This window comes from Flavobacterium sinopsychrotolerans (assembly GCF_900110375.1).
Taxonomy (GTDB): Bacteria; Bacteroidota; Bacteroidia; order Flavobacteriales; family Flavobacteriaceae; genus Flavobacterium; species Flavobacterium sinopsychrotolerans.
This window is the reverse complement of record NZ_FODN01000008.1, coordinates 32999-59907: the sequence shown is the minus strand read 5'-3', so window position 1 is coordinate 59907 and position 26909 is coordinate 32999. Positions and strand designations below refer to the sequence as shown.

17 protein-coding genes are annotated in these 26909 nt (G+C 35.7%); 12 read left to right on the top strand and 5 right to left on the bottom strand.

All coding sequences use genetic code 11. The annotated features are described in order from the left end of the window. Window positions 1-4: 4 nt before the first annotated feature. Both BMX64_RS13345 and acs read left to right on the top strand, forming a co-directional pair. Window positions 5-1903 (top strand): acetate--CoA ligase, encoded by a 1899-nt coding sequence (locus tag BMX64_RS13345; RefSeq protein WP_091173028.1) that lies wholly within the window; start codon window positions 5-7, stop codon window positions 1901-1903. A 14-nt stretch (window positions 1904-1917) separates the two neighbouring features. Further along, window positions 1918-3825, top strand: a complete 1908-nt coding sequence (acs, locus tag BMX64_RS13340; protein ID WP_091173025.1) for an acetate--CoA ligase — start codon at window positions 1918-1920, stop codon at window positions 3823-3825. Between the two features lie 111 nt (window positions 3826-3936). Here acs and BMX64_RS13335 read toward each other — a convergent pair whose 3' ends face one another. The 4 genes from BMX64_RS13335 to BMX64_RS13320 all read right to left on the bottom strand — a co-directional run bounded on the left by BMX64_RS13335 (window position 3937) and on the right by BMX64_RS13320 (window position 12298). Continuing rightward, a complete protein-coding gene (locus BMX64_RS13335; RefSeq protein ID WP_091173021.1) occupies window positions 3937-6825 on the bottom strand; it encodes an alpha-amylase family glycosyl hydrolase in 2889 nt (962 codons plus the stop codon). Window positions 6826-6890: 65 nt separating this feature from the next. Then, window positions 6891-7655, bottom strand: coding sequence for a SusE domain-containing protein (locus BMX64_RS13330; protein WP_091173017.1), 765 nt, complete (start codon window positions 7653-7655; stop codon window positions 6891-6893). Between the two features lie 21 nt (window positions 7656-7676). Next, window positions 7677-9281, bottom strand: coding sequence for a RagB/SusD family nutrient uptake outer membrane protein (locus BMX64_RS13325; RefSeq protein WP_091173014.1), 1605 nt, complete (start codon window positions 9279-9281; stop codon window positions 7677-7679). 41 nt (window positions 9282-9322) lie between these two features. Continuing rightward, a complete protein-coding gene (locus BMX64_RS13320) occupies window positions 9323-12298 on the bottom strand; it encodes a SusC/RagA family TonB-linked outer membrane protein (RefSeq protein ID WP_091173010.1) in 2976 nt (991 codons plus the stop codon). Window positions 12299-12533: 235 nt separating this feature from the next. Here BMX64_RS13320 and BMX64_RS13315 point away from each other — a divergent pair, with 235 nt between their 5' ends. The 9 genes from BMX64_RS13315 (at window position 12534) to BMX64_RS13275 (ending at window position 24939) form a co-directional block, all read left to right on the top strand. After that, entirely contained in the window at window positions 12534-13556 is a 1023-nt protein-coding gene (locus tag BMX64_RS13315; RefSeq protein ID WP_091173007.1) for a LacI family DNA-binding transcriptional regulator, read from the top strand. A gap of 298 nt (window positions 13557-13854) precedes the next feature. Further along, complete coding sequence (locus BMX64_RS13310; RefSeq protein WP_091173004.1) at window positions 13855-15219, top strand: MFS transporter; 1365 nt, start codon at window positions 13855-13857, stop codon at window positions 15217-15219. Continuing rightward, entirely contained in the window at window positions 15219-15875 is a 657-nt protein-coding gene (gene pgmB / locus BMX64_RS13305; protein ID WP_091173000.1) for a beta-phosphoglucomutase, read from the top strand. The genes BMX64_RS13310 and pgmB overlap by 1 nt, the downstream gene beginning before the upstream one ends. 95 nt (window positions 15876-15970) lie before the next feature. Next, window positions 15971-18274 (top strand): glycoside hydrolase family 65 protein, encoded by a 2304-nt coding sequence (locus BMX64_RS13300; protein WP_091172996.1) that lies wholly within the window; start codon window positions 15971-15973, stop codon window positions 18272-18274. A gap of 266 nt (window positions 18275-18540) precedes the next feature. Beyond that, on the top strand, window positions 18541-20346 hold the full coding sequence (locus tag BMX64_RS13295; protein WP_244273303.1) for a glycoside hydrolase family 13 protein: 1806 nt from the start codon (window positions 18541-18543) through the stop codon (window positions 20344-20346). Window positions 20347-20457: 111 nt separating this feature from the next. After that, window positions 20458-22116: an alpha-amylase family glycosyl hydrolase gene (locus BMX64_RS13290; RefSeq protein ID WP_091172991.1), complete on the top strand. Its 1659-nt coding sequence runs from the start codon at window positions 20458-20460 to the stop codon at window positions 22114-22116. Between the two features lie 80 nt (window positions 22117-22196). Then, window positions 22197-22874, top strand: a complete 678-nt coding sequence (locus BMX64_RS13285) for a glycerophosphodiester phosphodiesterase (protein WP_091172987.1) — start codon at window positions 22197-22199, stop codon at window positions 22872-22874. Beyond that, window positions 22871-24079 (top strand): BaiN/RdsA family NAD(P)/FAD-dependent oxidoreductase, encoded by a 1209-nt coding sequence (locus BMX64_RS13280; RefSeq protein ID WP_091172984.1) that lies wholly within the window; start codon window positions 22871-22873, stop codon window positions 24077-24079. The genes BMX64_RS13285 and BMX64_RS13280 overlap by 4 nt, the downstream gene beginning before the upstream one ends. Before the next feature lie 125 nt (window positions 24080-24204). Further along, window positions 24205-24939, top strand: a complete 735-nt coding sequence (locus BMX64_RS13275) for a hypothetical protein (RefSeq protein ID WP_091172981.1) — start codon at window positions 24205-24207, stop codon at window positions 24937-24939. A gap of 64 nt (window positions 24940-25003) precedes the next feature. Here BMX64_RS13275 and BMX64_RS13270 read toward each other — a convergent pair whose 3' ends face one another. Then, the gene (locus tag BMX64_RS13270) at window positions 25004-25480 is read right to left on the bottom strand and encodes a TspO/MBR family protein (RefSeq protein ID WP_091172978.1); all 477 of its coding nucleotides are present in this window, start codon (window positions 25478-25480) and stop codon (window positions 25004-25006) included. Between the two features lie 287 nt (window positions 25481-25767). On the opposite strand from BMX64_RS13270, the gene BMX64_RS13265 reads away from it, so the two are divergent. After that, a complete protein-coding gene (locus BMX64_RS13265) occupies window positions 25768-26871 on the top strand; it encodes a diphosphomevalonate decarboxylase (RefSeq protein WP_091172974.1) in 1104 nt (367 codons plus the stop codon). Window positions 26872-26909 lie beyond the last annotated feature (38 nt).

Here is a 26909-nt window from a genome sequence, read left to right as displayed (position 1 = left end):
CACAATGGAATACAAGGAAATTTATGAGAACAGCATTGCGCATCCAGAAAAATTCTGGGCAGAACAAGCTGATGCAATTGAGTGGTACAACAAACCGGAGACAATTTTATCGAAAGACGAAAATGGATATCCGCTTTGGTACAAAGATGGAGAATTGAACATTTGTTATTTGGCGTTAGACAAGCACATTCAGGATGGTTGTGGAGATCAGGTCGCTTTTATTTATGATTCTCCGGTGACACAAACCGTAAAAAAATATACTTTTTCGGAAGTAAAAACCGAAGTCGCAAAACTCGCGGGAGGCATGCAATCATTGGGATTAAAGAAAGGCGACACGGCCATAATTTATATGCCCATGATTCCTCAAACCGCTTTTGCGATGTTGGCTTGCGCAAGAATTGGCGTGATTCATTCGGTTGTTTTTGGAGGTTTTGCGCCACATGAATTGGCCATCAGAATTGACGATTGCAAACCCAGAGCGATTATTACTGCTTCATCCGGAATTGAAGTCGACCGTCTAATTGCGTACAAACCTTTGGTAGATGAAGCTATTGCATTAGCGAGTCACCGACCAAAAAAAGTAATCGTTTTCAATAGAAAATTAGGTGCCCGAATTCCGTTTAAGAAATATGATGTAGATTACGATGCATTGGTTTACGGCTCCGAAGAAACGCCTTGTGTTCCTGTAAATTCGAATCATCCGCTGTATATTTTATACACCTCCGGAACAACAGGAAAACCAAAAGGAATTGTAAGAGATACTGGTGGATATGCAGTAGCATTGAAATTTTCGATGAAATACATTTACAATGTAAAGGAAGATGAGACTTTTTGGGCGGCATCGGATATGGGTTGGGCAGTTGGGCACAGCTACATTCTGTACGGACCATTATTAAACCGAAATACCACCATAATTTTTGAAGGAAAACCGATAAAAACTCCGGATGCGAGTACGTTTTGGAGAATAATTTCAGAACATAAAGTAGGCACCATGTTTACCGCTCCAACCGCCATTAGAGCTATCAAAAAAGAAGATCCTGACGGAGAATTCATCAAACAATACGATTTAAGCGCTCTTAAAAATCAATTTTTGGCGGGAGAACGTTGTGATAATGCCACACTGGAATGGTACCAACAACACATTCCTATTCCCGTAATTGATCATTGGTGGCAAACAGAATCAGGCTGGCCAATGATTGCCAATTCTCTTGGTATTGAAAAAATGCCGGTGAAATCCGGTTCAGCCACAAAAGCAGTTTGCGGATATGATATTCGAATTTTTAATGAAAACGGCGACGAATTAAGCGCCAATGAAGAAGGCTTGGTTGTTGTAAAACTACCTTTACCTCCTGGAAATATGTTGGGTATTTGGGAAAACGAAGCACGTTTCAAAGCTGGTTATTTCAGCAAATTTGACGGTTATTATTTATCTGGCGACGGTGGTTATAAAGATGAAGACGGATATATTTTCATCACCGGAAGAACCGATGATGTGATAAATGTAGCTGGACATCGATTGTCAACAGCAGAAATGGAAGAAGTTGTTGCTTCCCATCATTCGGTGGCTGAATGTGCAGTTATTGGAATTCAAGATGAGTTGAAAGGGCAAATTCCTTTGGCATTGGTGGTAACCAAATCAGGAGATGAAATCGAACATTATCAATTGGAACAAGAAATCATTAAACTGGTCCGCCAGCAAATTGGCGCAGTTGCTTCGTTGAGAAATGTAGTGATTGTACAGCGATTACCAAAAACGCGCTCGGGGAAAATCCTCCGAAAACTAATGCGCAGCATTACAGATGGCGAGGAATTCCAGATACCGTCCACCATTGATGACGAATCCATTGTGGAGGAAATCATTACCACATTAAAAAAGTATAAAATAGGCGTTTATAATATTTAAAATTTACCAAAATCATGAGTTACTATAAAATTAATAATTTAGAAGAGTACTTTAAACATTACAAAAAATCAGTTCGTGAACCCAAAAAATTCTGGGACAAAGTGGCGTCTGAAAATTTTACTTGGTACCAAGAATGGGATAAAGTTGTAGACTTTAATATGGCTGAAGCCGATATAAAATGGTTTACCAATGCGAAAGTAAATATTGTAAAAAACTGTATCGACAGGCATCTTGCCAAAAAAGGAGATAAAACAGCCATCATTTTTGAACCAAATGATCCAAATGAAGAGGCATTGCATATTTCGTATAATGAATTGTACGAACGTGTTTGCAAAATGGCGAATGTCTTAAAAGAACAAGGCATACAAAAAGGAGATCGCGTTTGTATTTACTTACCAATGATTCCTGAATTAGCGATTACTACTTTGGCCTGCGCCAGAATTGGAGCCATTCACTCGGTTGTTTTTGCAGGATTTTCTGCCTCGGCAGTTGCAGCAAGAATCAATGACAGCGAATGTAAAATGGTAATCACTTCCGATGGTGGATATCGTGGGAACAAAACCATCGATTTAAAAAGTATCGTTGATGAAGCCTTATTAAATTGTCCTTGTGTAGAGAACGTTTTGGTTGCTAAAAGAATCAACTCTACTATCAAGATGAAAGAAGGTCGTGACCAATGGTTGCAGCCTCTTCTAGACCAAGCTTCGGATAATAATGTGGCCGAAATCATGGATGCCGAAGATCCTTTGTTCATCCTTTATACTTCCGGTTCAACAGGAAAACCAAAAGGAATGGTACACACCACAGCGGGTTATATGGTGTATTCCGCCTATACGTTTAAGAACGTTTTTAATTATGAAGACAATGATATTTTCTGGTGTACTGCTGATATTGGTTGGATTACCGGACATTCTTATATTCTTTACGGGCCGTTATTGAACGGAGCTACGACGGTAATTTTCGAAGGCGTTCCGTCTTATCCTGATTTCAGTCGCTTTTGGCAAACTATCGAAAAGCACAAAGTTACCCAGTTTTACACTGCACCGACAGCTATTAGAGCCTTGGCAAAAGAAAGCATCGAATACGTGCAAAGGTATCAATTGACTTCTTTGAAAGTAATTGGATCCGTGGGAGAACCAATCAACGAGGAAGCTTGGCACTGGTACAACAACCACGTAGGCGATAAAAAATGTCCTGTGGTAGATACTTGGTGGCAAACGGAAACAGGAGGAATTATGATTTCGCCAATTGCGTTTGTAACGCCAACAAAACCTACTTATGCTTCGTTACCGTTACCGGGAATCCAACCTGTTTTGATGGATGAAAAACGCAACGAAATCGAAGGCAATCAGGTTACAGGAAGTTTATGTATTAAATTCCCTTGGCCGGGAATTGCCAGAACGATTTGGGGCGATCATCAAAGATACAAGGAAACCTATTTTTCAACCTTTCCAGGTAAATATTTCACTGGCGACGGTGCTTTGCGTGACGAAGTTGGATATTACAGAATCACGGGCCGTGTAGACGATGTAGTTATTGTTTCCGGACACAATCTGGGAACGGCACCGATAGAAGATGCCATCAATGAGCATCCTGCGGTTGCAGAAAGTGCTATTGTTGGATTCCCTCATGATATCAAAGGAAATGCTTTGTATGGTTTTGTAATCCTAAAAGAAACCGGAGAATACCGCGACAGAGAAAACCTTAGCAAAGAGATTAACCAACACATATCCGATCATATTGGACCCATTGCAAAATTAGATAAAATCCAGTTTGTTTCCGGTTTACCAAAAACCCGTTCCGGAAAAATCATGCGTAGGATTCTGCGTAAGATTGCCGAAGGTGATTATTCTAATTTTGGCGATACCTCAACGTTGTTGAATCCTGAAATTGTGGATGAAATCAAAGACGGTAAAATTTAATTTTTAGTTTTAATTTGTTGTTGAAAAACTGCTTCATTTCTGGAGCAGTTTTTTTATACAAAAACGGCTGTCTTTTTAGGGACAGCCGTTTTACACTAATTCAACGTATTCTTAATTTTTCAACAGTTTCAATACCTTCATTTCATTATTTTCATCAAATGCTTTTACGATGTAAAGTCCTTGATTCAAATCACTAACCGAAAATTGAGATCCTGCCGTTTTATTAGCATCAAAACTTTTTACCAATTGTCCTGTTATAGAAAAAATCTGCACTTTAGAAGTTGTTTCATTCAATGTAAAATAATCAGAAGCTGGGTTTGGATACAACACAATCGTTGATGATTTTTCATAATCGGCTATAGCCAAAAAAGCCGTTTTGTTTCCATAGATTCGGTATTCACCAGCCGGAATTGTTATAGGATCATTTACATTAGTCACTGTGATTGTTGTATTATCCATCAAATTGTACCACTGTCCAGTATAAGGAAATCCAGTGGCCACATTTTGTGTGGTTACATTAAAATTAGCCAAGATCAAAACATCCTTAAGTTGGCTTGACGCCAAAGCACTATTAGTAATTCTGATATTTGGATACAACGAACTGGTATTCGACATGGTTGCAGTTCCTGAAAAAACAGGCTCTACAGTTTTCATCGTTATCATTTTGGCCCAATCATTATAAATTTTACTCCTATTGGCATCTCCAAGCCAATTATTTACCCATTGCGGCTGTTGTTTAGTATCTAATTTACAATCCCCAGATGTAGCATCTGACGAAGTATTTACCGTTCCATTGTTACAAGCAAAAATAGAATTTTCCCAACCCAATTCCCCAAAATGCCAAATCATCTTTGGTCCAGGAACCAATAAAGAAACCGCTCCAATTGCTGACATTCTAGACAATGCTACATTTAATGTTTTTACATTATGGGCAGCATTGGTACTATTCCCGAATTGTAAATTTTTATACATTAGTCGTTCCTCATCATGACTTTCGGCATAACCCATCAATCTATTTGAGGTAAAGCCTCTGCTCGAACTATTCATACGAGAAATATTTCCAGAATACCCCATAGACAATTCATTGTATTGGCTGGTCATTATTCCCCACATCATAATTCCTTTACTTGGCGTTTCATTAATCTTGTAATTCGCCCAAAGCTGCTCTTCATCATCATTCCCTAAGTGTTCAAAAATAGTATAATGTGTTGGGTCTAAACTCCAAGAATAACTGGCATATTTTTGCAATACTTCTACTCTATCTTGTTGTTTAACATTGGTACATGGATCTTGACCTCCAGCAACATCAGAGGGGCAATTTTGAGTAAAACCTTTGGTTAAATCCCAGCGGAACCCGTCAATTTTATATTCTTCAATCCATTGTTTAATGACGCGTTGCACATAGTTTTGAGTTCTTGGCTGTTGATGATTAAAATCTTCTCCTACACTATAACTGTGCATTGCCGTTGTATTAAAATAAGGATTTTCTGTTGAAGGAGAACCCCAACCATCACCATCAGGATCATTCATCCACATACGAAGCATTGGGTTTCTACCAAAAGCGTGATTCAATGCCACATCAAGAATAACGGCAATTCCGTTTTGATGACACAAATCAATAAACTCTTTTAACTTATCCGAAGTTCCGTAGAATTTATCCAAAGCCATGTGAAAAGAGGTATTGTATCCCCAACTTTCATTTCCTTCGTATTCCATTACAGGCATCAACTCAATCGCATTTATTTTCAAATTTTTGAAATAATCAATTTTATTAATCAAGTCTTGATAGGTTCTATTGGCATCAAAATCACGAACCAACAATTCATAAACCACTAAATTTTCTTTTTCTGGTTTAACAAAATTTGTTGTGGCACTGCTCCAAACGTAAGGCGTTTTTCCTGTTTGTAATACCGTCACCTCACGTTCCTGACCTGCAGGGTACGCCGGAAGATTTGGATAACTGGAAGCAGGAATAAAAGGATCGTCATTAGGAGATAATACTAACGTCGAATACGGATCAGCAGTCTTCACTAAAGAAGGTGTTCCAGCAATAGGTGTTGCATCAACTACCCAATACTGGTACGTATAATTTGTTCCTGAAACTAATCCGGTTAATTCTAACCAAAACTTGCCCGAAGCAGGATCTTTTTTCATGGCAAAAGAACTTGTTGGTTGCCAATTGTTGAAACTTCCCGCTACGTAAATAAAATCTTTGAACGGCGCATCCAGCACTAAAGTTGCTTTTGAAACATCTACAACATTGTAATTAATTCCGTCTAATAAGCCAGCAGGCATGGACTCACTAACAACATTTGGATTCACTATAGCGCTAAACTTTTTAGTAATTACAGTTGTCCCTTGAGTAACCTTCAATTCGTAGTTTTGATTCCCTGTGATATTTGTATGATTAAAAGCATAGCTAGAAGTAGCTGTATTTGTGTTTATAGTTGTCCCATTTGCCTTTAAAACATAACTGGCATTTCCGCCTGTATTAGTAGCTGCAATGTTCAAACTCCCACCAGATGCAATAATTGTAGAACCATTTTCTGCGGGTGTATTTAGAGTCACTTGGTACGCACCCACTTCAACAAAATTATCTTGCGATTTTTTGTCTCCGGTTCCATCCTTTGCCTTAACAAGAAAACCTATTTTACCAATACCATTTCTGTTATAGAAAACATTTGGTGTAAATGTCTTGGTATAGGTATCTGTAGCCGAATTATAGGTAAAACGATTCGCCTCGTTAGATGCGTTCCATATCCCATTCGTAGGGCAATCAATACTGTTCGCGTCATTGATATCAAAAGACCAGGTCCAGATATATAATGCGTTTCCGTTAACTCCCCAGACACCTTCATTTACTGAGGCGCCATTGATGCTAATGGTAATAGCAGTTGTCTCCTCAAAAGTAGCTGGACTAACAGAATAAACTACCGACTGTTGTTGCCCAATCGCGATAATTGAAAAGAAAAGCGATACTAAAAGTATAATTTTTTTCATAGTTTTTTGCTTTTATAAAAAAAGGGCTATCCATGAGATAGCCCTTTTACATTAATTAAAAATTACTAATTCTTAACAATGGTATACGTTTTCGCAGTAAAATCGGCTACAATAGTATAATTCCCTGCTATTTGAATCGGAATATTAGATCCACCTGACTCTAATGTTAAATTATTTCCATCATCTCCAAAGTTTGTTGCCCATGCGTCATCTAATCTAAATTTAATTTCTCCAACTGCTAAATCAATTGTGATTGAATATTTTTTAGTAGTCAATGAATAATCTAAATTTACATCTGAAGCCCAACCATCACCACCAGTTGTTGCTGCTGTTGCACTACCAATCATACCCCAGTTTGGCCAAGCTGGATAAGGCGTTACTTTGATAGTAAAAGAATTAGACACTTGAGGAATCGAACCCACTCCACCTACAGTAGATTTGATACGCACATCGATTTGAGCTTCAACAAAAGGTGCAAATCCAGCATTTAAAGCAGCTGAGTTCAGTTCCCCAACGGTAAAGCTTTTAAATTTATCGGTTGTTGTTCCAGCAACAGAAGGTGTTGCAAAATCAGTACCGGCTTTTGCCATTTCGATTGTGTAGTTTACCACAGTACTGCTTCCTTCGTATTGTGCATCATCCCAAACAAAAGTTGTTGCTAAATTTCCAGCATTAGTATTTTGGAGTACTATATTAAAATCTCCTTGAGGAGTAAGCAATACAGGAGCTGTTGCTTCAGTAATTACTGGTCTATTTTCAACATCATCACCAGAGCATGACACGGCTAATACGCCAATAAATGCGATTAAAATTTTATTTATGTTTTTCATTTTATTATGTTTTAAAATTAGTTAGTATCCAGGGTTTTGAATTAAAGTTGGGTTAGCTTGAATTGCCGTTGCAGGAATTGGCATAAGATTACGGTAAGATGCTGTAGAAGTACCGTTTTTAACGCCACCTTTCCATTGCCATATTTTACTTGAACCTGTAAATTTGTCAAATCGAATTAAATCTGTTCTTCTGTGACATTCCCAAAACAATTCTCTACCTCTTTCCGCTAGAATAAAATCAAGGGTTAAGTCTGTAGCTGTAACTGCAGTTGCACCAGCTCTTGTTCTTAACTGGTTAATATAAGTAACCGCTGTTGGAATAAGTCCACCTGCACCACCTCTTAATGTAGCTTCTGCATACATTAAATAAACATCTGACATTCTAAACATTGGGAAATCAATATCAGGAATATCGTTTCTTTGAGCAGGGCTACCATCTGCTTTTTTGTTGATATATTTTGTAACAGCATAGCCATTTGTAAAGGTACCTACTGCATCAATATCTAATGTTTGACCGTTAGTATAAAAAGTACCTCTTTTATCAGCAGTTCCTGTTTCATCCGGGAAGGATTGAACAAATTCTTTTCTTGTTCTAATTCCTTGCCATCCGCCATCCATACCTCTGTCACCTGCAACCATAGATCCTCCAATAGAAGCGTGCATAATAAAACTCATTCCTGCACCTGTTGCTCTGATTAAATTACCATCACTTACTACAGGAAAAATGATTTCATTTTGAGAACCGTTAGTATTGTTATCCGCAGAAAATAAATATCTGTAAGGGACATTTGCAAAAGAGTATGCTGAATTTATGACATCATTACAAGCAGTAATACATTCTGTGTTTTTTGCTGTACCAGTATACACTTTTGCGTTCAAGTAAATCTTAGCTAATAAAAACTTAGCGGCTGTTTTATCAATTCTTCCGTATTCATTAGCTTTAGATGCTTTTAAACTATTATCTAAATCTTTCAATTCGTTTTCAACGAAAGCGAATACTTCTGCTCTTGATTTTTGAACTGGATTATAAAATCCTACTGGATCAGCCTCGGTTGTAATAGGCACATTTCCAAATAAATCCATTAATTGAACATAGTCAAAAGCTCTTAAAAAACGAGCTTCTGCTCTAAAAGTGGCGATTTCTGCTTTCAGAGCAGCATCAACTCCTCTAGCCTCTAATTTATCATCGCTTGTCTGTCTTAAAAACTCATTCGCAAGACTGATCTGATAAAAGGATCTGGAATATACTCCATATAAAAACTCATTATTCGGAGTCCATGTTTGAGTGTTCATAGTAGGCAGTGAACCATCAGCCCAAGCAATAATTGCTTCATCAGTTGTGAACTCTTGCATCACAAAAAGCAATCTTAAGTAACTGCTAAAATCGCCTCCAATTCCAGAGATATCTCCGCTAGAATCTCCATCATTTCCTCCTACATATAAACCAGCATACAATTTTGCTAATACTTTTTTGTATGAACTAGGATCTTTAAAGAAAACTTCTGATAGAAATTCATCATCATCTTTTGGAGTTACGTTAAGGTCATCGCTACATGAAGTAAAAGCGATATTCATTCCTAAAATCATTAGAAGTAAATAACTTATTTTTTTAAATGATATTTTCATTTTATTCGTTTTTAAATTTTATTTATATAAAAAATATATAATTAGAAATTAGCATTTACGCCAAATACAAAAGTTCTAGCGCGTGGATAGACAGAACCGTCAACACCTGAGAAATTTTCTGGATCTAATCCGTCATATTTACTAAACACTAAAGCATTTTGAACCCCTAATGAAAATCGTAATGACACATCTTTAAGTAATGATTTATCCATACTGTACCCAACAGTTACGTTATCTAATTTTATAAAAGAAGCATCTTTTACAAAATAATCAGATAAATAACGTTGTGTACCATTGTCTTCAAAAGTGAAGCCTGTTGCATAATAATCAGGTGTAATATTTGCTAAATCAGAATCTCTTCTCAATGCAGCTTGTAAATATCCTTTATCAGAATTAATGTTATCGAAGATGAAATTTCCTAGACTTGCTCTCCAACTCATTGTAAAATCGAATTTTTTATAATTCAAAGTACTAAACAATCCAAAAGTATAATCGGCATTTGGTTTATGAAAACGGTATCTGTCGCTATTATCGATTTTACCATCTGCGTTTCTATCTACATAAGCACCTTGGATAGGTCTCTTGTTTGTATCATATAATTGCTCAAAAACATAAAATGCACCCGGATTAAATCCAACTGAATTAATTTTCACTTTATTATTACTCCCTCCTGCAATATTGTCGCCCGTTTCATAGCCTTGAAATCCTGGAACTGTAAGTCCTAAATCCGTAATTTCTTGGTGTATGTAAGCCGTGTTAAAAGCAAGATTCCAGTTCAAGTTTTCATTTTTAACAACATCTGCATTAATATTGAATTCAATACCTTTAGTTGTAACACTTCCGATATTTGAAAAACCCGAATTTCTTAAGTTTGCACCATCAGGATAAGCGATATCAGCTAAAAGATCATTTGCCTCTTTCTGAAAATAATTCACTGACCCATTGATTCTGTCATTGAATAAACCATAATCTAAACCAATATTAATCTCACTGGTTTCTTCCCATTTAATATCCTTATTATATCCTTCCGTTTTTGCTACCTGGTATGCTGTACTTCCAAATATGTAATTTGAATTAACCGTACCCAAAGTAACTCTTCTCAAGTAGTCATAAGATGCAGAAATATCTTGTTGTCCAGTTGTACCGTATCCTACCCTTAATTTCAAACCAGATACTGTTTCGTTATCTTTCAAAAAAGACTCTTCAGCTATATTCCAAGCAAAAGCAGCTCCAGCAAAATTACCCCATCTGTTCTCTTCTGAGAAACGAGAAGTTCCATCTCTTCTGTAATTTAGAGTAATCAAATACCTACTATCATACCCTAAATTAGCGCGGCCAAAATAAGATTGTAAATTTATATCTGGATCTGTAGCAACATCTTGAGCTGGATTTGGACGTCTTAAGTCTCCACTTACATATCCTTCTCTTTCGAACATCTGATAGTTATAACCTCCCGTTAAATCTACTTTGAATTTCCCAAATTCCTTAACATAATTTAAATAAGCATTTAAATTTTTGTTTTGACGTGTATCAGTATATTTTTTATAATCACCTGCATTAGTCCATTGCCCTGAAGAAAAAGTATTTAATTGAAATCCAGTAATACTATTAGTACTGGTTTCCTCAAAACCATTGCTGTCAAATTTATCAATTCCTAATTCAGCAACTGCTCTTAATTCTTCTAAAAAATGAAATTTATAATCAACTCTAATATTACCCCATTTTCTTGTAGATGTAGACCTTCTGTTATTTTGATTCAATAAAGCTACTGGATTTTTTGCTGCCAATAAATTCACGTCCCCATTAGCTTCTAACCATTCAAAATACCCTCCATAACGAGAACCATCTTGATAAACAGATTGCGTAGGATCAAACCCTATTGCGCTTCCAATAACTCTTCCTTCATCTTGAAATTGATTTTTACCAAATGATAAATTTCCATTAATGTCAATCTTCAAATGATTATCAAGAAAAGTTGGATTTAAAGATAATGATGTAGTAGTTCTTTCAAAACTAGTATTTTTCAAAATACCGGGCGTATTGGTGTTCCCTACAGAAATTCTTGCTGGAAGTTTCTTAAACAGAGAGCCGCTTACAGCAATATTATTGTCCGAAGTAAAAACATTGCTAAATATTTCATCTTGCCAATCCGTATTAGCAGTACCTAATTTTGCTTTTTGTGCAGCAGACCCATTGGCATTAACCAAAGTACGAAACTCATCCGCACTTAAAACATCTACTGTATTTGCTACTGTACTTAAACCGGTTTGCGAATTAAATGAAACTTTCAATCCATCTTTAGAACCTTTTTTAGTTGTAATTACAATTACCCCATTTGCTGCTCTTGATCCATAAATTGCAGCTGCAGAAGCATCTTTTAAAACAGTAAAAGTTTCAATGTCATTAGGATCTATTGTAGATAATATACTTGTAGAACCATTTGGAACAGCATTACTCAATGGCAATCCGTCTAAAACAATCAAAGGTTCATTGGAAGCATTCAAAGATGACCCACCTCTAATTCTAATGTTAGCTTTTGCACCAGGGGATCCACCTCCGGTAATACTTACTCCCGCAACACGCCCTGTAATCAAACTTTCAGCAGTAACATTTTGTCCTTTATTAAAATCTTTAGCCGCTAAAACTGTAACCGCACCGGTCGCATCTTTTTTCTTAACAGTACCGTATCCAACCTGAACTACAACTTCTTGTAATTGATTGGCATCTTCTTCTAAAGAGACATTTAATGAATTCTGAGTAACATAGTCTACAACAGTATTTTTGTATCCAATGTAAGAGAATACGATTTTATCGCCTTTCTTAATTTTAGTCAACTGGTATTTACCATCAAAATCAGTAGAAACACCATTTGCGGCACCTTGCACATTTACATTTACTCCCGGAATAGGCTGTCCTGACACTTTATCAAGAACAATCCCACTAACTGTATTCTGAGCCAGAATACTAAAAGGGAGCAGCAGTAATAAAATCAACAACTTTTTATAAATTGTTTTCATACTTTTTGTTTAAATTAATTTAATTTTTGGTTTATTTTTCATGCTTAACTATTACTTCGAATGTTAAATTTATGTAAATTTTGTTACGCTCGACAACAGCACTTTTTATTTGAGTTACGAAAACGTAATAGTGTTGAAAACTTTCTGATTTATATAAATTTTTACCACTTTAATTACCATTTGTAAAATTAAATTTTACCTTTAGTAAGAAATAAATTTTTACCACATCTTCACCATGAAAAGGAAAATAACACTTAAACAAATTGCTAAAGAACTTGACGTTTCAATTTCTACCGTTTCAAAATCTTTAAGAAACAGCTTAGAAATCGGTGAAGAAACTAGACTCAAGGTACAGGCTTTTGCTAAATTCTACAATTACAAACCTAACAATATTGCCCTTAGTTTAAAAAATAGAAAAACCAAAACGATTGGGATTATCATTCCTGAAATTGTACACCATTTTTTTTCAACTGTAATCAATGGTATAGAGCACGTAGCCAATGAAAACGGGTATAGCGTTATCATTTGCCTGTCTGACGATTCCTTTGACAAAGAGGTACTTAATATGGAAATGTTAGCTAATGGCAGTATTGACGGCTTCATTATGTCACTTTCAAAAGAAACGCAGTTCAAAGCAGATTTTCATCACATCACAGAGGTTATCGATCAGGGAATGCCCGTAGTAATGTTTGACAGAGTCACTAATGAAGTCCTTTGTGACAAAGTAATTATAGACGATAAGTTAGCAGCTTACGAAGCAGTTCAAAGTTTGATTGATAAAGGTCGGAAAAAAATTGCCTTGGTAACTACAGTAGATTACGTAAGTGTCGGAAAACTTCGAACTGACGGCTACGTAAAAGCATTACTTGACAATGAAATACCATTTGATGAAAACCTGATTATAAAAATTGAAGATGTGGACACTTGTGAAATCACCATTGGAAAACTTCTCGAAGACAAAGCTATTGATGCCGTTTTTGCAGTGAACGAACTTTTTGCAGTGACGATAATTAAAACAGCTAACAAAATAGGATTAAATGTTCCTAAAGACCTAGCAGTCATTGCTTTTACGGATGGAATTATTTCAAAATATTCTACTCCAACCATTACCACCGTAAGCCAAAGCGGAATAAAAATGGGAAATAAAGCAGCTAAAATGTTAATAGACAGACTTGAATCTGAAGATGAGGATGAGGACGAAAACTATAAAACCGAAGTAATAGAAACTCATTTGATAGAAAGAGAATCTACAAATTAGATGAGCTAGATAAAATTCTGAATTTAAAAATATTTATTTAGGTCTAATTCAAATTACCAATTTTGGAAACTAATAATCTAAGAAGTCTAAAAATATAACTAATCTAAGTAGCCCATTCTGTATTTTATTCAGTACTACAACCTTGTAGTTAAAAATGTTTCTTTTTTTTTGTTTCTGAAAAACAAAAGTTTGAAATATATTTTTATATTTACCCCATCAAAGCTTTAACTTTTACTTCGAAAATAAGATAAGTTTTGATAAGCATAGCGCTTATCGTATTCATTTTTAAATTACGATAATGGAAAAGCGTAGATTAAGTTTCTGGGAAATTTGGAACATGAGTTTTGGTTTCTTGGGAATACAGATGGGTTTTGCCCTTCAAAATGCTAATGCCAGCAGAATTCTTCAAATTTTTGGTGCTGATGTTCACGAACTTTCTTGGTTTTGGATCATTGCTCCTCTAATGGGACTTATTGTCCAACCGATAATAGGACATTATAGCGACAAAACTTGGGGTAAGTTCGGCAGAAGAAAACCTTTCTTTTTAGTAGGTGCTTTACTAGCATCCGTTGGTTTAATATTAATGCCACAAGCCGAAATTTTTATTGCATTTCTTCCTGCCTTATGGGTTGGTGCCGGAATGCTGATGATTATGGATGCCTCTTTCAATATTGCCATGGAGCCTTTCAGAGCTTTAGTGGGAGATAATTTAAGAACAGACCAAAGAACACTTGGGTTTAGCGTACAAACCGCATTAATTGGCTTTGGTGCCGTTATTGGTTCATGGTTACCCTATGTTTTAACGAATTGGTTTGGCGTTTCTAACCGAAATGAGGATGGCGGTGTTCCTATGCACTTGATTTTATCATTTGTAATTGGAGCCATTATTCTTGTAGGCTCGATCCTGGTTTCCATATTTACGACCAAAGAATATTCTCCGGAAGAATTAGTACAATTTGAGGATGAAATGGCACATCAGGAAACTAAAATTGCAGATGCCAATGCTAAAGAATCCAGTTTATTAGACATTTTTGATGATTTTAGAAAAATGCCCACCACCATGCGACAATTAAGCTGGGTACAATTTTTCTCTTGGTTTGGTCTTTTTGGAATGTGGGTTTTTACCACTCCAGCCATAGCCCATCATATTTATGGCTTACCTATTTCAGACAGCAAAAGTGAAGCTTATCAAAACGCAGGAGACTGGGTTGGAGTCCTTTTTGGAATTTACAATTTAATTTCTGCTTTCTATGCCTTTGCACTACCGTATATCGCAAAAAAAATAGGACGAAAATTAACGCATTCCATTTCCTTAATTATTGGTGGACTCGGATTAATTTCCATCTATTTTGTACCCAATGAAGACTGGCTTATCTTATCCATGATTGGTGTTGGAATCGCTTGGGCAAGTATTTTATCTATGCCATATGCCATATTAGCCGGATCAATCTCTCCAATGAAAATGGGAGTTTACATGGGTATTTTCAACTTCTTTATCGTTATTCCCCAAATCATCAACGCCTTGATTGGCGGACCGTTAGTTAAATATTTATACAATGACAATGCCATATTTGCATTAGTTACCAGTGGAGTCAGCTTCTTGATTGCTGCTATTTTAGTAGTGAAAGTAAAAGATGTTGATGACGTAATAAAACAACAATAATGAATACAAAAGCATTTATATTCGACCTTGACGGAGTGATTGTTGACACGGCTAAATACCATTATTTAGCGTGGCAAAAAATCGCAAATGAATTAAATATCGAATTTACACACGAACATAATGAATTATTAAAAGGAGTAAGCCGCGTGCGCTCTTTGGATATTATATTAGAATTAGGAAAAGTAACGGCCTCACAAGAAGATAAAGACAGATGGTTAGTTCAAAAAAATGAGGAATACTTATCCTATTTAGTTGACATGAATGAAAGTGAGATTCTTCCTGGAGTCTTTACTATTTTAAAATTTTTAAAAGAAAACAACCAACCCATCGCATTGGGTTCAGCCAGTAAAAATGCCAGACCTATTTTGGAGAAAACAGGATTGCTGTCTTATTTTGATGCTATTGTGGATGGAAATGATGTGACCAATGCCAAACCAGATCCTGAAGTTTTCCTAATGGCTGCAAAACTATTGAACATCATTCCAGAAAATTCAATTGTTTTTGAAGATTCAGTGGCGGGAGTTCAAGCGGCGAATATTGGTAATATGACCAGTATAGGAATAGGGGAAGCAACTACTTTGCATGAAGCAAAATACATCTTCAACGATTTTACAGCTATCGATACGCACTTCATAGAAGAATTAATTAAAGAATAAAAAACAAGATTCAAAAACAAGAAAAAGGATCAGATTGTATGTGACCAACAACAATCATTGAATTTTTAATCATTGAATTTTTAAATAAAAAAAGAATGAATCAAGATTATATAAAACCAGACAATTGGTCTATCATAGAAGAAGGATTTGATGCCGAGTGTGTAAAATCATCTGAAAGCCTGTTCAGCATCGGTAATGGTGCTATGGGACAACGTGCTAATTTTGAAGAAAATTATAGCGGCGAAACATTTCAGGGAAGTTACATTGCCGGAATCTATTATCCTGATAAGACTAAAGTGGGCTGGTGGAAAAACGGATATCCGGAATATTTTGCCAAAGTTTTAAATGCGCCAAACTGGATTGGAATCGACATTGAAATCAATGGTGAAAAATTCGATTTGAATACTTGTTCCGAAGTCAAAAATTTTCGTCGTGAATTAAATATGAAAGAAGGTTGGTACAATCGTTCTTTTGAAGCCACTTTGAAAAACGGGACTGAAATTTCAGTTACTATTCGTCGCTTTCTTTCTATCGTTTTGGATGAAGTTGGGGTTATCAATTATGAAATCACACCTTTGAACAAAGATTCAAAAATAATTTACAAACCGTATATCGATGCAGGTGTAACGAATGAAGATGCCAACTGGGAAGAAAAATTCTGGGAACCACTTGATGTGAAAAAGTCAGGAAATGAAGCTTTTGTAACAGCACAAACGTTCAAAACACATTTTAAAGTAACCACATTCATGCACAACAGCATTTTGAATAATGGTGAAAAAACGGCTATTTCTCCTTCTAATATTGATGCAACTGCTGATAAAATTCAATTCAGTTATGATGTAATTGTGGGGCAAGGCCAAAAATCATCCATCCAAAAAATTGGCGGGTACACGGTTTCCTTAAACCATGAAAACACCACTACTGCTGCTGAGAAAGCTATTCAATCCGCTTTAGCAGTAGGATATGAACAAATGTTACAGGACCAAATTGATGCTTGGGCAAAAATTTGGGAAATGTCAGATATTACCATTGATGGTGATGTAAAAGCACAACAAGGAATTCGTTTCAATATTTTTCAATTGAACCAAACCTATTTAGGAAAAGATTCCCGTTTGAATATTGGGCCAAAAGGTTTCACTGGCGAAAAATACGGTGGATCTACGTATTGGGATACCGAAGCCTATTGCATTCCGTTTTACATGGCGACCAAAGATCAGGAAGTGGCTCGGAACTTATTGACATACCGCTACAATCAATTGGACAAAGCCATTGAAAATGCCGCAAAATTAGGATTTACTAATGGTGCTGCTTTGTATCCAATGGTGACCATGAATGGTGAAGAATGTCATAACGAATGGGAAATTACTTTTGAAGAAATTCATAGAAATGGAGCCATTGCATTTGCTATTTATAACTTTTACAGATACACAGGTGATTACAGTTACATTCCTGAAAAAGGATTGGAAGTATTAATAGGAATTGCACGTTTTTGGCATCAAAGAGCGAATTTTTCGACTAATTTAAACCAATACGTAATTCTTGGAGTTACCGGTCCAAACGAATATGAGAACAACGTAAACAATAATTTCTACACGAATTATATTGCAAAATGGTGTCTGGAATACACGTACGAACAAATTCAAAAAGTGTCTCTGGAATATCCTTCGGACCACAAAAGAATTTCGGAAAAAGTGAAAATCTCGGATTCCGAATTACAATCTTGGAAAAAAGTTTCGGATAATATGTACTTCCCTTTTTCGGAAGAACATAATGTATATTTGCAACAAGACGGTTTCTTAGATAAAGAATTGGTTCGCGTAGCTGATTTGGATAAAAGCCAAAGACCAATCAATCAAAAATGGTCTTGGGATAGAATTTTGCGTTCCCCTTATATCAAACAAGCCGATGTTTTGCAGTGTTTCTATTTCTTCGAAGATCATTTTTCGAAAGAAGAATTGAAAAATAATTTTGAATTTTACGAATCCTTTACGGTTCATGAAAGTTCACTTTCGCCTTGCGTACACTCGATTCAAGCCGCTTTATTGGACAAAATGGACATGGCATACACGTTCTATTTAAGAACGTCACGTCTGGATCTTGATGATTACAATAAAGAAGTAGAAGAAGGCTGTCATATTACCTCAATGGCCGGAACTTGGATGAGCATCGTAGAAGGTTTTGGCGGAATGAGAGTTAAAGAAGACACGCTTCATTTCTCTCCAAAAATCCCGAAAGAGTGGGAAGGATATTCGTTTAAAATTAATTTCAGAAACCAAATTTTGAAAGTAGCAATCAATCATAATGAAACTACTTTCTCTATTGTTGGCGATACCGATTTGGCAATCGTAGTAAACGGAAAATCCGTTTTAGTAACGCCAGAAAGTTTAGCTACCGTTTAGAAACAATTACTAGAACTTGTAGTTCATTCTATAACTTGATCCACGCTTTAACAGGCAACATAGCAATCCCAATTCACATTGGGATTGTTTATATAAGACTGATTCTTATTCGAATTATCCAATACATAATTCCCTGAAACAGCAATTTTTTTTATAATCCTCATTAAAATTTAATGTAAACAATCTATTTCACCATGAATAAAATTATTTCTTTACCTTTCCAAAATAGGAGCTTTCTAAAAAAAATAACCTTATTCCTTTTTTTTATGTCTGTAACGTTACACGCTCAAATCGATAAAATGGAGCCGCCGTTTTGGTATGCAGGAATGCAAAATCCAGAACTGCAGATTCTTTTTTACGGCAAAGACATTTCTCAAAACCAAGTCACCGTTTCTAATGGCATAAAAATAACCAACGTAAAAAGAACCGAGAATCCCAACTACATTTTTGTTACAATCGACACTAAAAAAGTTGCGGCATCTGATTTCGTTTTTACTTTTAAAAGCAACAACAAAGAAACATTCACACAAAAATATTCTCTGAAGCAAAGAAGAGAAAACTCAGCGCAACGCAAAAGCTTTGATTCTTCGGACATGATGTATTTATTGATGCCGGATCGCTTTGCTAATGGAAACAGGAATAACGACAGCGAAAATTCGACACAAGAAAAATATAACAGAGAATTACCGGGCGGAAGACACGGTGGCGACATCGAAGGAATCATAAAAAATCTGGATTATATAGCAGAACTAGGTGCAACTACTATTTGGAGCACGCCGTTATGTGAGGATAACGATGCTAAACATTCTTATCATACTTATGGTCAATCTGACGTTTATAAAATTGATCCTCGTTTTGGAACCAATGCTGATTATGCTCGATTGGCTGCCGAAATGCACAAACGAGATATGAAACTGGTGATGGATTATGTGACGAATCACTGGGGAATTGAGCATTGGATGATGAAAGATTTACCTACAAAAGAATGGATTAATCAATTTGAAACTTACACGCAAACTAATCATAAAAGAACGGTCATTCACGACACAAATGCTTCAGAAATTGATAAAAAAAACGCTATTGACGGTTGGTTTGTTCCATCGATGCCCGATTTAAATTTAAAAAACCCTTTGACTTTAAAATACCTGATCCAAAATGCGATTTGGTGGATTGAATACGCTGATTTGGATGGTTTCAGAGTCGACACCTATAACTATTCAGATCCAAAAGGCATCGCACAATGGACAAAATCCATCACCGATGAATACCCAAATTTTAATATTGTAGGGGAAGTTTGGATGCAAAGTCAGGCGCAAATGGCGTATTGGCAAAAAGACAGTAAAATTGCTGAAATACAAAATTACAACTCCTATTTGCCAAGCGTAATGGATTTTACTTTATATGAGGCAACTACCAAAGCTTTCAACGAAGATGAAGGAACTTGGGACAAAGGAATGGTGAAAATGTATGACAATTTCACCAATGATTTTCTGTATCCAAATATCAATAATATGTTGATTTTTGTCGAAAATCACGACACCAATCGCATCAATCAAACTTACTCAAACGACATTAGAAAATACAAAATGGCAATGACTTTGATGGCTACCGTCCGTGGGATTCCGCAATTGTATTATGGAAGTGAAATAGGAATGGCCGGTAACAAAGACAAAGGTGATGCTGATATTCGTCAAGATTTTCCTGGCGGTTGGGAAGGCGACGAGAATAATGCTTTTGTCAAAGAAGGAAGGACTCCGGGACAAAGTGAGTATTTTGACTTTACCTCCAAATTATTCAATTGGAGAAAAACAAAAGCGGCGGTACATTTTGGAAAAATGACACATTACATTCCGGAGAACAATATTTACGTTTATTTTAGATACAATACGAATGAAACGGTAATGGTTTTAATGAACAACAGTAACGAAACCAAAACGGTAAAAACCAATCGTTTCAAAGAAAACATCAAAGACTTTAAAACCGGAAAAGATGTAATTTCTGAACTTACATTTGACGTTACAAACGAAATAATAATAGAACCTAAATCGGTTTTGATTTTAGAGTTGAAATAATTTAAACCATATAAGGCATTTAAGAAAAAAAGAAGAACTAATCTTTAAACTTAAATCAACTTACATGCCTTATATGTTTCAAAAAAAAATAATCATTTAATCCTAAAAAAAATGAAAAAATATTCAATCCCACTTTTACTATTAACCATGACAATTATAAGTAGCTGCTCCAGTACAAAAACGGTCGCTGAGAGTAACAAAACACCTTTCGTTTGGGAAGGAGCCAATGTTTATTTCCTAATGACAGACCGTTTTAATAATGGTGACACTTCAAATGATATAAACTTCAACAGAAACAAAACAACGGGGAAACTTCGTGGTTTTGAAGGTGGCGATATCAAAGGTATTTCTCAAAAAATTGACGATGGTTATTTTGATAAATTAGGAATAAATGCTATTTGGTTTACACCAGTAGTGGAACAAATTCACGATGGCGTTGACGAAGGAACTGGCTTGAGTTATGGCTTTCATGGCTATTGGGCCAAAGACTGGACAAACTTAGATCCTAACTTTGGAACCAAAGAAGACTTGGCTACATTAGTTCAAAAAGCACACGCTCATGGAATCCGAATCATTCTTGATGGCGTAATCAATCATACCGGTCCCGTAACTCCAGAAGATACCGTTTGGCCAAATGATTGGGTGCGAACAGGACCCAATTGCGATTACAAATCTTTTGAAAACACAACCGCCTGTACGCTGGTTTCTAATCTTCCGGATGTAAAAACAGAAAGCAATCAAGCTGTAGCGTTGCCTCCTTTTTTAATCGAAAAATGGAAAAAAGAAGGGCGTTACGAACAAGAAATGAACGAACTGGATGCATTTTTTGCTCGTACAGGTTATCCAAGAGCACCAAAATATTACATCATCAAATGGTTGACGGATTATATTGCGGATTACGGAGTTGACGGTTACAGAGGCGACACCGTAAAACATACGGATGAAACGGTTTGGGCTGATTTTAAAACCCAATGTGATTATGCTTTTGCAACTTGGAAAAAAAATAATCCAAGAAAAGTTTTAGACAATAATCCTTTTTACACGATTGCTGAAGTATACAATTATGGCATCAGCGGCGGACAAGATTTTGATTTTGGAGACAAAAAAATAAACTATTTTAAAAATGGTTTCAACAACATGATCAATTTCGAATTCAAATGGGATGCACAAAAAGACTATGAATTTATATTCTCCAAATATTCAGACAAGCTGAACAATGACTTGAAAGGATATAGTGTTTTGAATTATTTGTCTTCACACGATGACGGCGGACCATTTGATGCAAATCGTACCAAAACTATAGAAAGCGGAACAAAATTATTACTGAGTCCTGGACTTTCTCAAGTATATTATGGTGATGAAAGCGCTCGTTCTTTAGTTATACAGGGCACTCAAGGCGACGCAACCTTGCGTTCGTTTATGAATTGGGAAGCCATTAAATCAAATCCTGAAACCCAAAAAACACTGTTACATTGGCAGAAATTAGGTCAATTCAGAAAAAATCATCCATCAGTTGGAGCAGGAATTCACAAACAAATTTCGGCTCAACCGTATACTTTTTCCAGAACTTTCTCTAAAGGAGATTTTACGGATAATGTTGTAGTTGGATTGGATTTGGCAATTGGTACCAAAGAACTTTCAGTAGATTCAATTTTCGCAAACGGCACCTTATTAAAAGATGCGTATTCCGGAAAAGAAGTACTTGTTGTGAATGGAAAAGTGACAATCGATTCTGAATTTGATATCGTTTTATTGGAATTGAAAAAATAATTCGAAAATAATTTCATCCAAACGCCTTTAGAAATGAAGGCGTTTTTTTTATGTTTACCTTTACCAAAAAATAAAAGACAATGCTCAAAATTGGACATCGTGGCGCAAAAGGATATGAACCCGAGAATACCTTTGTTTCGTTCCAAAAAGCATTAGACATGCAAGTGGACGGCATTGAACTCGACGTGCATTTAAGTGCTGATGGCGAAATAATCGTAATTCATGACGAATCCATTGACAGAACGACCAATGGAAAAGGATTTGTAAATGCTTTATCTTTGCGCGAATTGAATGCTTTTCGAATAGATGGGAAATACGAAATTCCAACTCTGAAGGAGGTTTTTGATTTGGTAAACCAAGACTGTTTTATCAATATTGAACTCAAAAGTTATGAAGTAACAGATAAAGTGGTTTCACTGATTGAAAAGTATGTCGCTAAAAAAGGCTGGAAATATGACCGTTTTCTAGTTTCCAGTTTTGATTGGAATGCGCTGCAACAAGTGGCGTTTTTAAATGATAAAATTCCTATTGGCGTTTTAACGGAAACCGATTTAGACTTGGCTTTGGCTTTCGCCAAATTCATTCAGGCAAAATCCATTCACCCGAATTTTCATTTATTGACAAAAGAAAACACGGCGCAAATACAAGAAAAAGGATTGCAGGTTTTCCCATGGACCATCAATGAAACAGAAGACATTCAAAAAATAAAAACATTCAACGTAAACGGAATCATCACTGATTTCCCAAATAGAATATGAACCAGAATTTCGATATAATAATAGTAGGCGGTGGCGCAGCAGGTTTTTTTACAGCGATTAATATTGTGGAGAAAAATCCAAAACTGAAAGTCGCGATTTTAGAACGAGGTGCAGAAGTATTGCAAAAAGTTCGGATTTCCGGTGGCGGAAGATGCAACGTAACGCACGCTTGTTTTGAACCGAATGAATTGGTAAAATTTTATCCACGTGGCGAAAAAGAATTACGCGGTCCTTTTCATCAGTTTTGTTCTGGCGATACGATTGAATGGTTCGAGAAACATGGCGTAGAACTCAAAATTGAAGCGGACGGACGTATGTTTCCCGTTTCAAATTCTTCACAAACCATTATCGATTGTTTCCTAAAAGCCACACAAAAACTGGGAATCGCAGTACTTACAGGACAAAGTGTGCAATCTATTTTCAAAAAAGAAAGCGAATGGAAAATCGAAACCCAAACTGAAAACTATCTTACCGAAAAACTGATTCTGGCCACAGGAAGTAATCCTAAAGTATGGGAAATGCTACAGACTTTTGGACATGCTGTTGTCAGTCCGGTTCCTTCCCTATTCACTTTCAACATCAAAGATTCCAGAATAAAAGAATTACCCGGAGTTGCGGCACAAGTAACCGTAAAAGTAAAAGACACCAAACTTACTTCAACGGGACCGTTGTTAATCACGCACTGGGGAATGAGTGGCCCAGCGATTTTGAAACTCTCCGCTTGGGGCGCCCGAATCTTGCATGACAAAAATTATCAGTTTACTATTTTGGTAAATTGGTTGAATGATGAAGACACTGCTGATGTCGAGAAAAAGCTAAAAGTATTAAAACAAGAACACGCAAAAAAATCAGTTTCCAAGAAATCCCCATTCGAATTAACCAATAGATTATGGGAAAGTTTAGTGCTCGCTTCCGGAATTGAATCAGAAACTAAATGGGCTGATTTATCTAAAACACAATTGCAAAATCTTGCGAATCAGTTGACAAACGGAACTTTTCAAGTGAATGGAAAAAGTACCTTTAAAGAAGAATTTGTGACGGCAGGCGGAATTGATTTAAAAGAAATCAACTTCAAAACCATGGAAAGTAAATTACACGAAAACCTATATTTTGCTGGAGAAATCGTAAATATTGATGCTATTACAGGCGGATTTAACTTTCAGAATGCGTGGACAAGCGGGTTTATTGTGGCAAGCGCTATATAAAACCAAAGTCATTAAATCTCAATACTTTAATTAAGATAAATTTAGTTTTAGCTTAACAAGACTTTACCATTCTGTTTTCATTTTCATGAAACGATTTGAATATGTTTGTAATCAAATCACTACGAATGATTAAAAATTACTTTTTTGCTTTCTTACTATTATTTGTATTTCAATCTGGTTTCTCGCAACGCGAAAAATTAATCACCGGAAAAGTTTTACACGGGCAATTTCCCTTAGAAAAAGTTGACGTTATAAATAAAACAACACAAAAAAGTACTAGTACCGATATCAAAGGTGACTTTGTATTATCAGCCAAAACCAATGATAGTATTATTTTCTATAGAAAAGAATATTATTTAAAGGAAATTCTATTAAGTCTAAACGATATTGCGACCAATAACATTTCAATTTCAATGGTTAAAAAACCAGAAGAACTGGAAGAAATTATCATAAAACAAACTCCAAAAATTGATTGGAATTTAAACACAAAATGGGAGCAAGTAAAGAGAGATGAAATTACTGCAGAAAGAGATGAAAAAAGACTGAAAAATACAAGGATTGACGACCTTACCATTGACAAAGGACTGAATTTAGCTCGAATTGGAAAAACTATATTTAAGGCTTTGTCGAAAGAAAAGACCAGTAAAAAAGAACCTCAAATTGAATTCAAACAATTGGCAAAAAGTACCTGTGATGAAAAGTTTTACATCAAAACTTTAAAATTAAAACCAGACCAAATAGAGCTGTTCTTGGAATTTTGTGATGCTGACCCAAAATCAAAAACACTACTGGAAAATAGTAATGTTTTATCTATGATGGATTTTTTATCGTCCAAGAATATTGAATTTAAGAAGTTATGAGACTTTAAAAAAAACTAGCTTTTAATCCCTAAATAAACTGATTAGTGCGACTGAAAACCGCCAACTATCTATTCAACCACCAAATACTTCCATTCAAAACCGCTGCAAAACTTACCCACGCTAAGTACGGAATGAATAAATAACCCGCAATTTTATTGATTTTAGAAAACTGAATGTACGTTTCAAAAATCATCAACCACAATACAATAATTTCTAATCCGGCTAACATCGGGTTGTGTAATCCAAAGAATAAATAGGACCACAAAGCATTTAGTGCTAATTGTATTGCAAAGAAAATCAACGCTTTTTTCACGGCTTCTTTCTCAACTTCAATTCGGTCCCAAACTAACCCTGCGGCAACACCCATCATTACGTACAACATACTCCAAACTGGCGCAAATATCCAATTGGGCGGATTAAAACTTGGTTTTATCAAAGTGGGATACCAAGTAGTAATAGCAGAACGAGTAACCGTTCCAGAGAAATATCCAATCGCAAGACACGTAACAACAACAGCTAATATTCGGGTGATTTTATTCATTTTTATAATTTTTAAAATGTACTATTTTCTTGAAACATATAAGCCATTTAAGAAACAATAAGTGTATTAATTATCTCGTAAACTTTATATTTCTCACAATTACGGAATTAAGAAAAATTAAGCTCAGTACCTAATGAAGCTTAATTCCTCAATGGTTAAAAAATCCTTGGTGGACTTATATGATTATTTTTATTGTCCAAATTTACTTAAATCTTTCTAACGATTAACCATCTAATCGAATAAACAAATAACGCAAAAAAAGTATCTTTGCGTAAATTTTTCATTTTATGATTTCAGTAAACGATTTTATTCCATCAAAATATATGCATTTAGTTGAAAACGGAAATTTTCAATGGAGCGCACCCAGCAACATTGCCCTTGTAAAATATTGGGGAAAAAAGGACAATCAAATTCCAGCGAATCCTTCGGTGAGTTTTACGTTGAATAATTGCAAAACAATCACCAAATTGGCTTTCGCCAAAAAAGACATTTCGACTGCGCTCAATGTAAAGGGTAATAATTTCTCTTTTGATTTACTTTTTGAAGGACAACCAAAAGAAGATTTCAAGCCGAAAATCCAAAAATTCCTGGAGCGAATTGAAATCTATTTGCCGTTTCTAAAAGACTACCATTTTACGATTGACACGGAAAACACCTTTCCGCATAGTTCCGGAATTGCTTCATCGGCATCTGGAATGGCAGCTTTGGCGATGAATTTGATGAGTTTAGAAAAAGTATTGAATCCTGAAATGACTGAGGAATATTTCTATCAAAAAGCGTCCTTATTAGCGCGTTTGGGTTCTGGAAGCGCTTGCAGAAGTGTAAAAGGACAAGTAGTAGTTTGGGGAAATCATACTAATATCTCCGGAAGTTCTGATTTATTTGGAGTTGAATTTCCAAATGCAATTCATGCCAATTTTAAGAATTTTCAAGATACTATTTTACTGGTTGATAAAGGAGAAAAACAAGTTTCAAGTACCATTGGACATGATTTAATGCACAACCATCCTTTTGCCGAAAGGCGGTTTGCACAAGCGCATGAAAACTTGGACCAATTGATTTCAATTTTTGAAAGTGGAAATCTGGAAGAATTCATCAAAATTGTAGAGAGTGAAGCTTTGACTTTACATGCCATGATGATGACATCGATGCCTTATTTTATATTGATGAAACCAAACACTTTGGAGATTATAAATGCAATTTGGAAATTTAGAAATGAGACTAAAATTCCAGTTTGTTTCACACTGGATGCTGGTGCAAATGTGCACGTTTTGTATCCTGAAAATGTTGCCGAAACAGTTTTACAATTTATTAAGAACGAATTAGTTGGCTATTGTCAAAATGGTCAGTACATTTGTGACGAAATTGGAAATGGCGCTGTGTTGATTTAAACTATTTTTTTCCTATCTTTATTTTTTAAAGAGCTGAA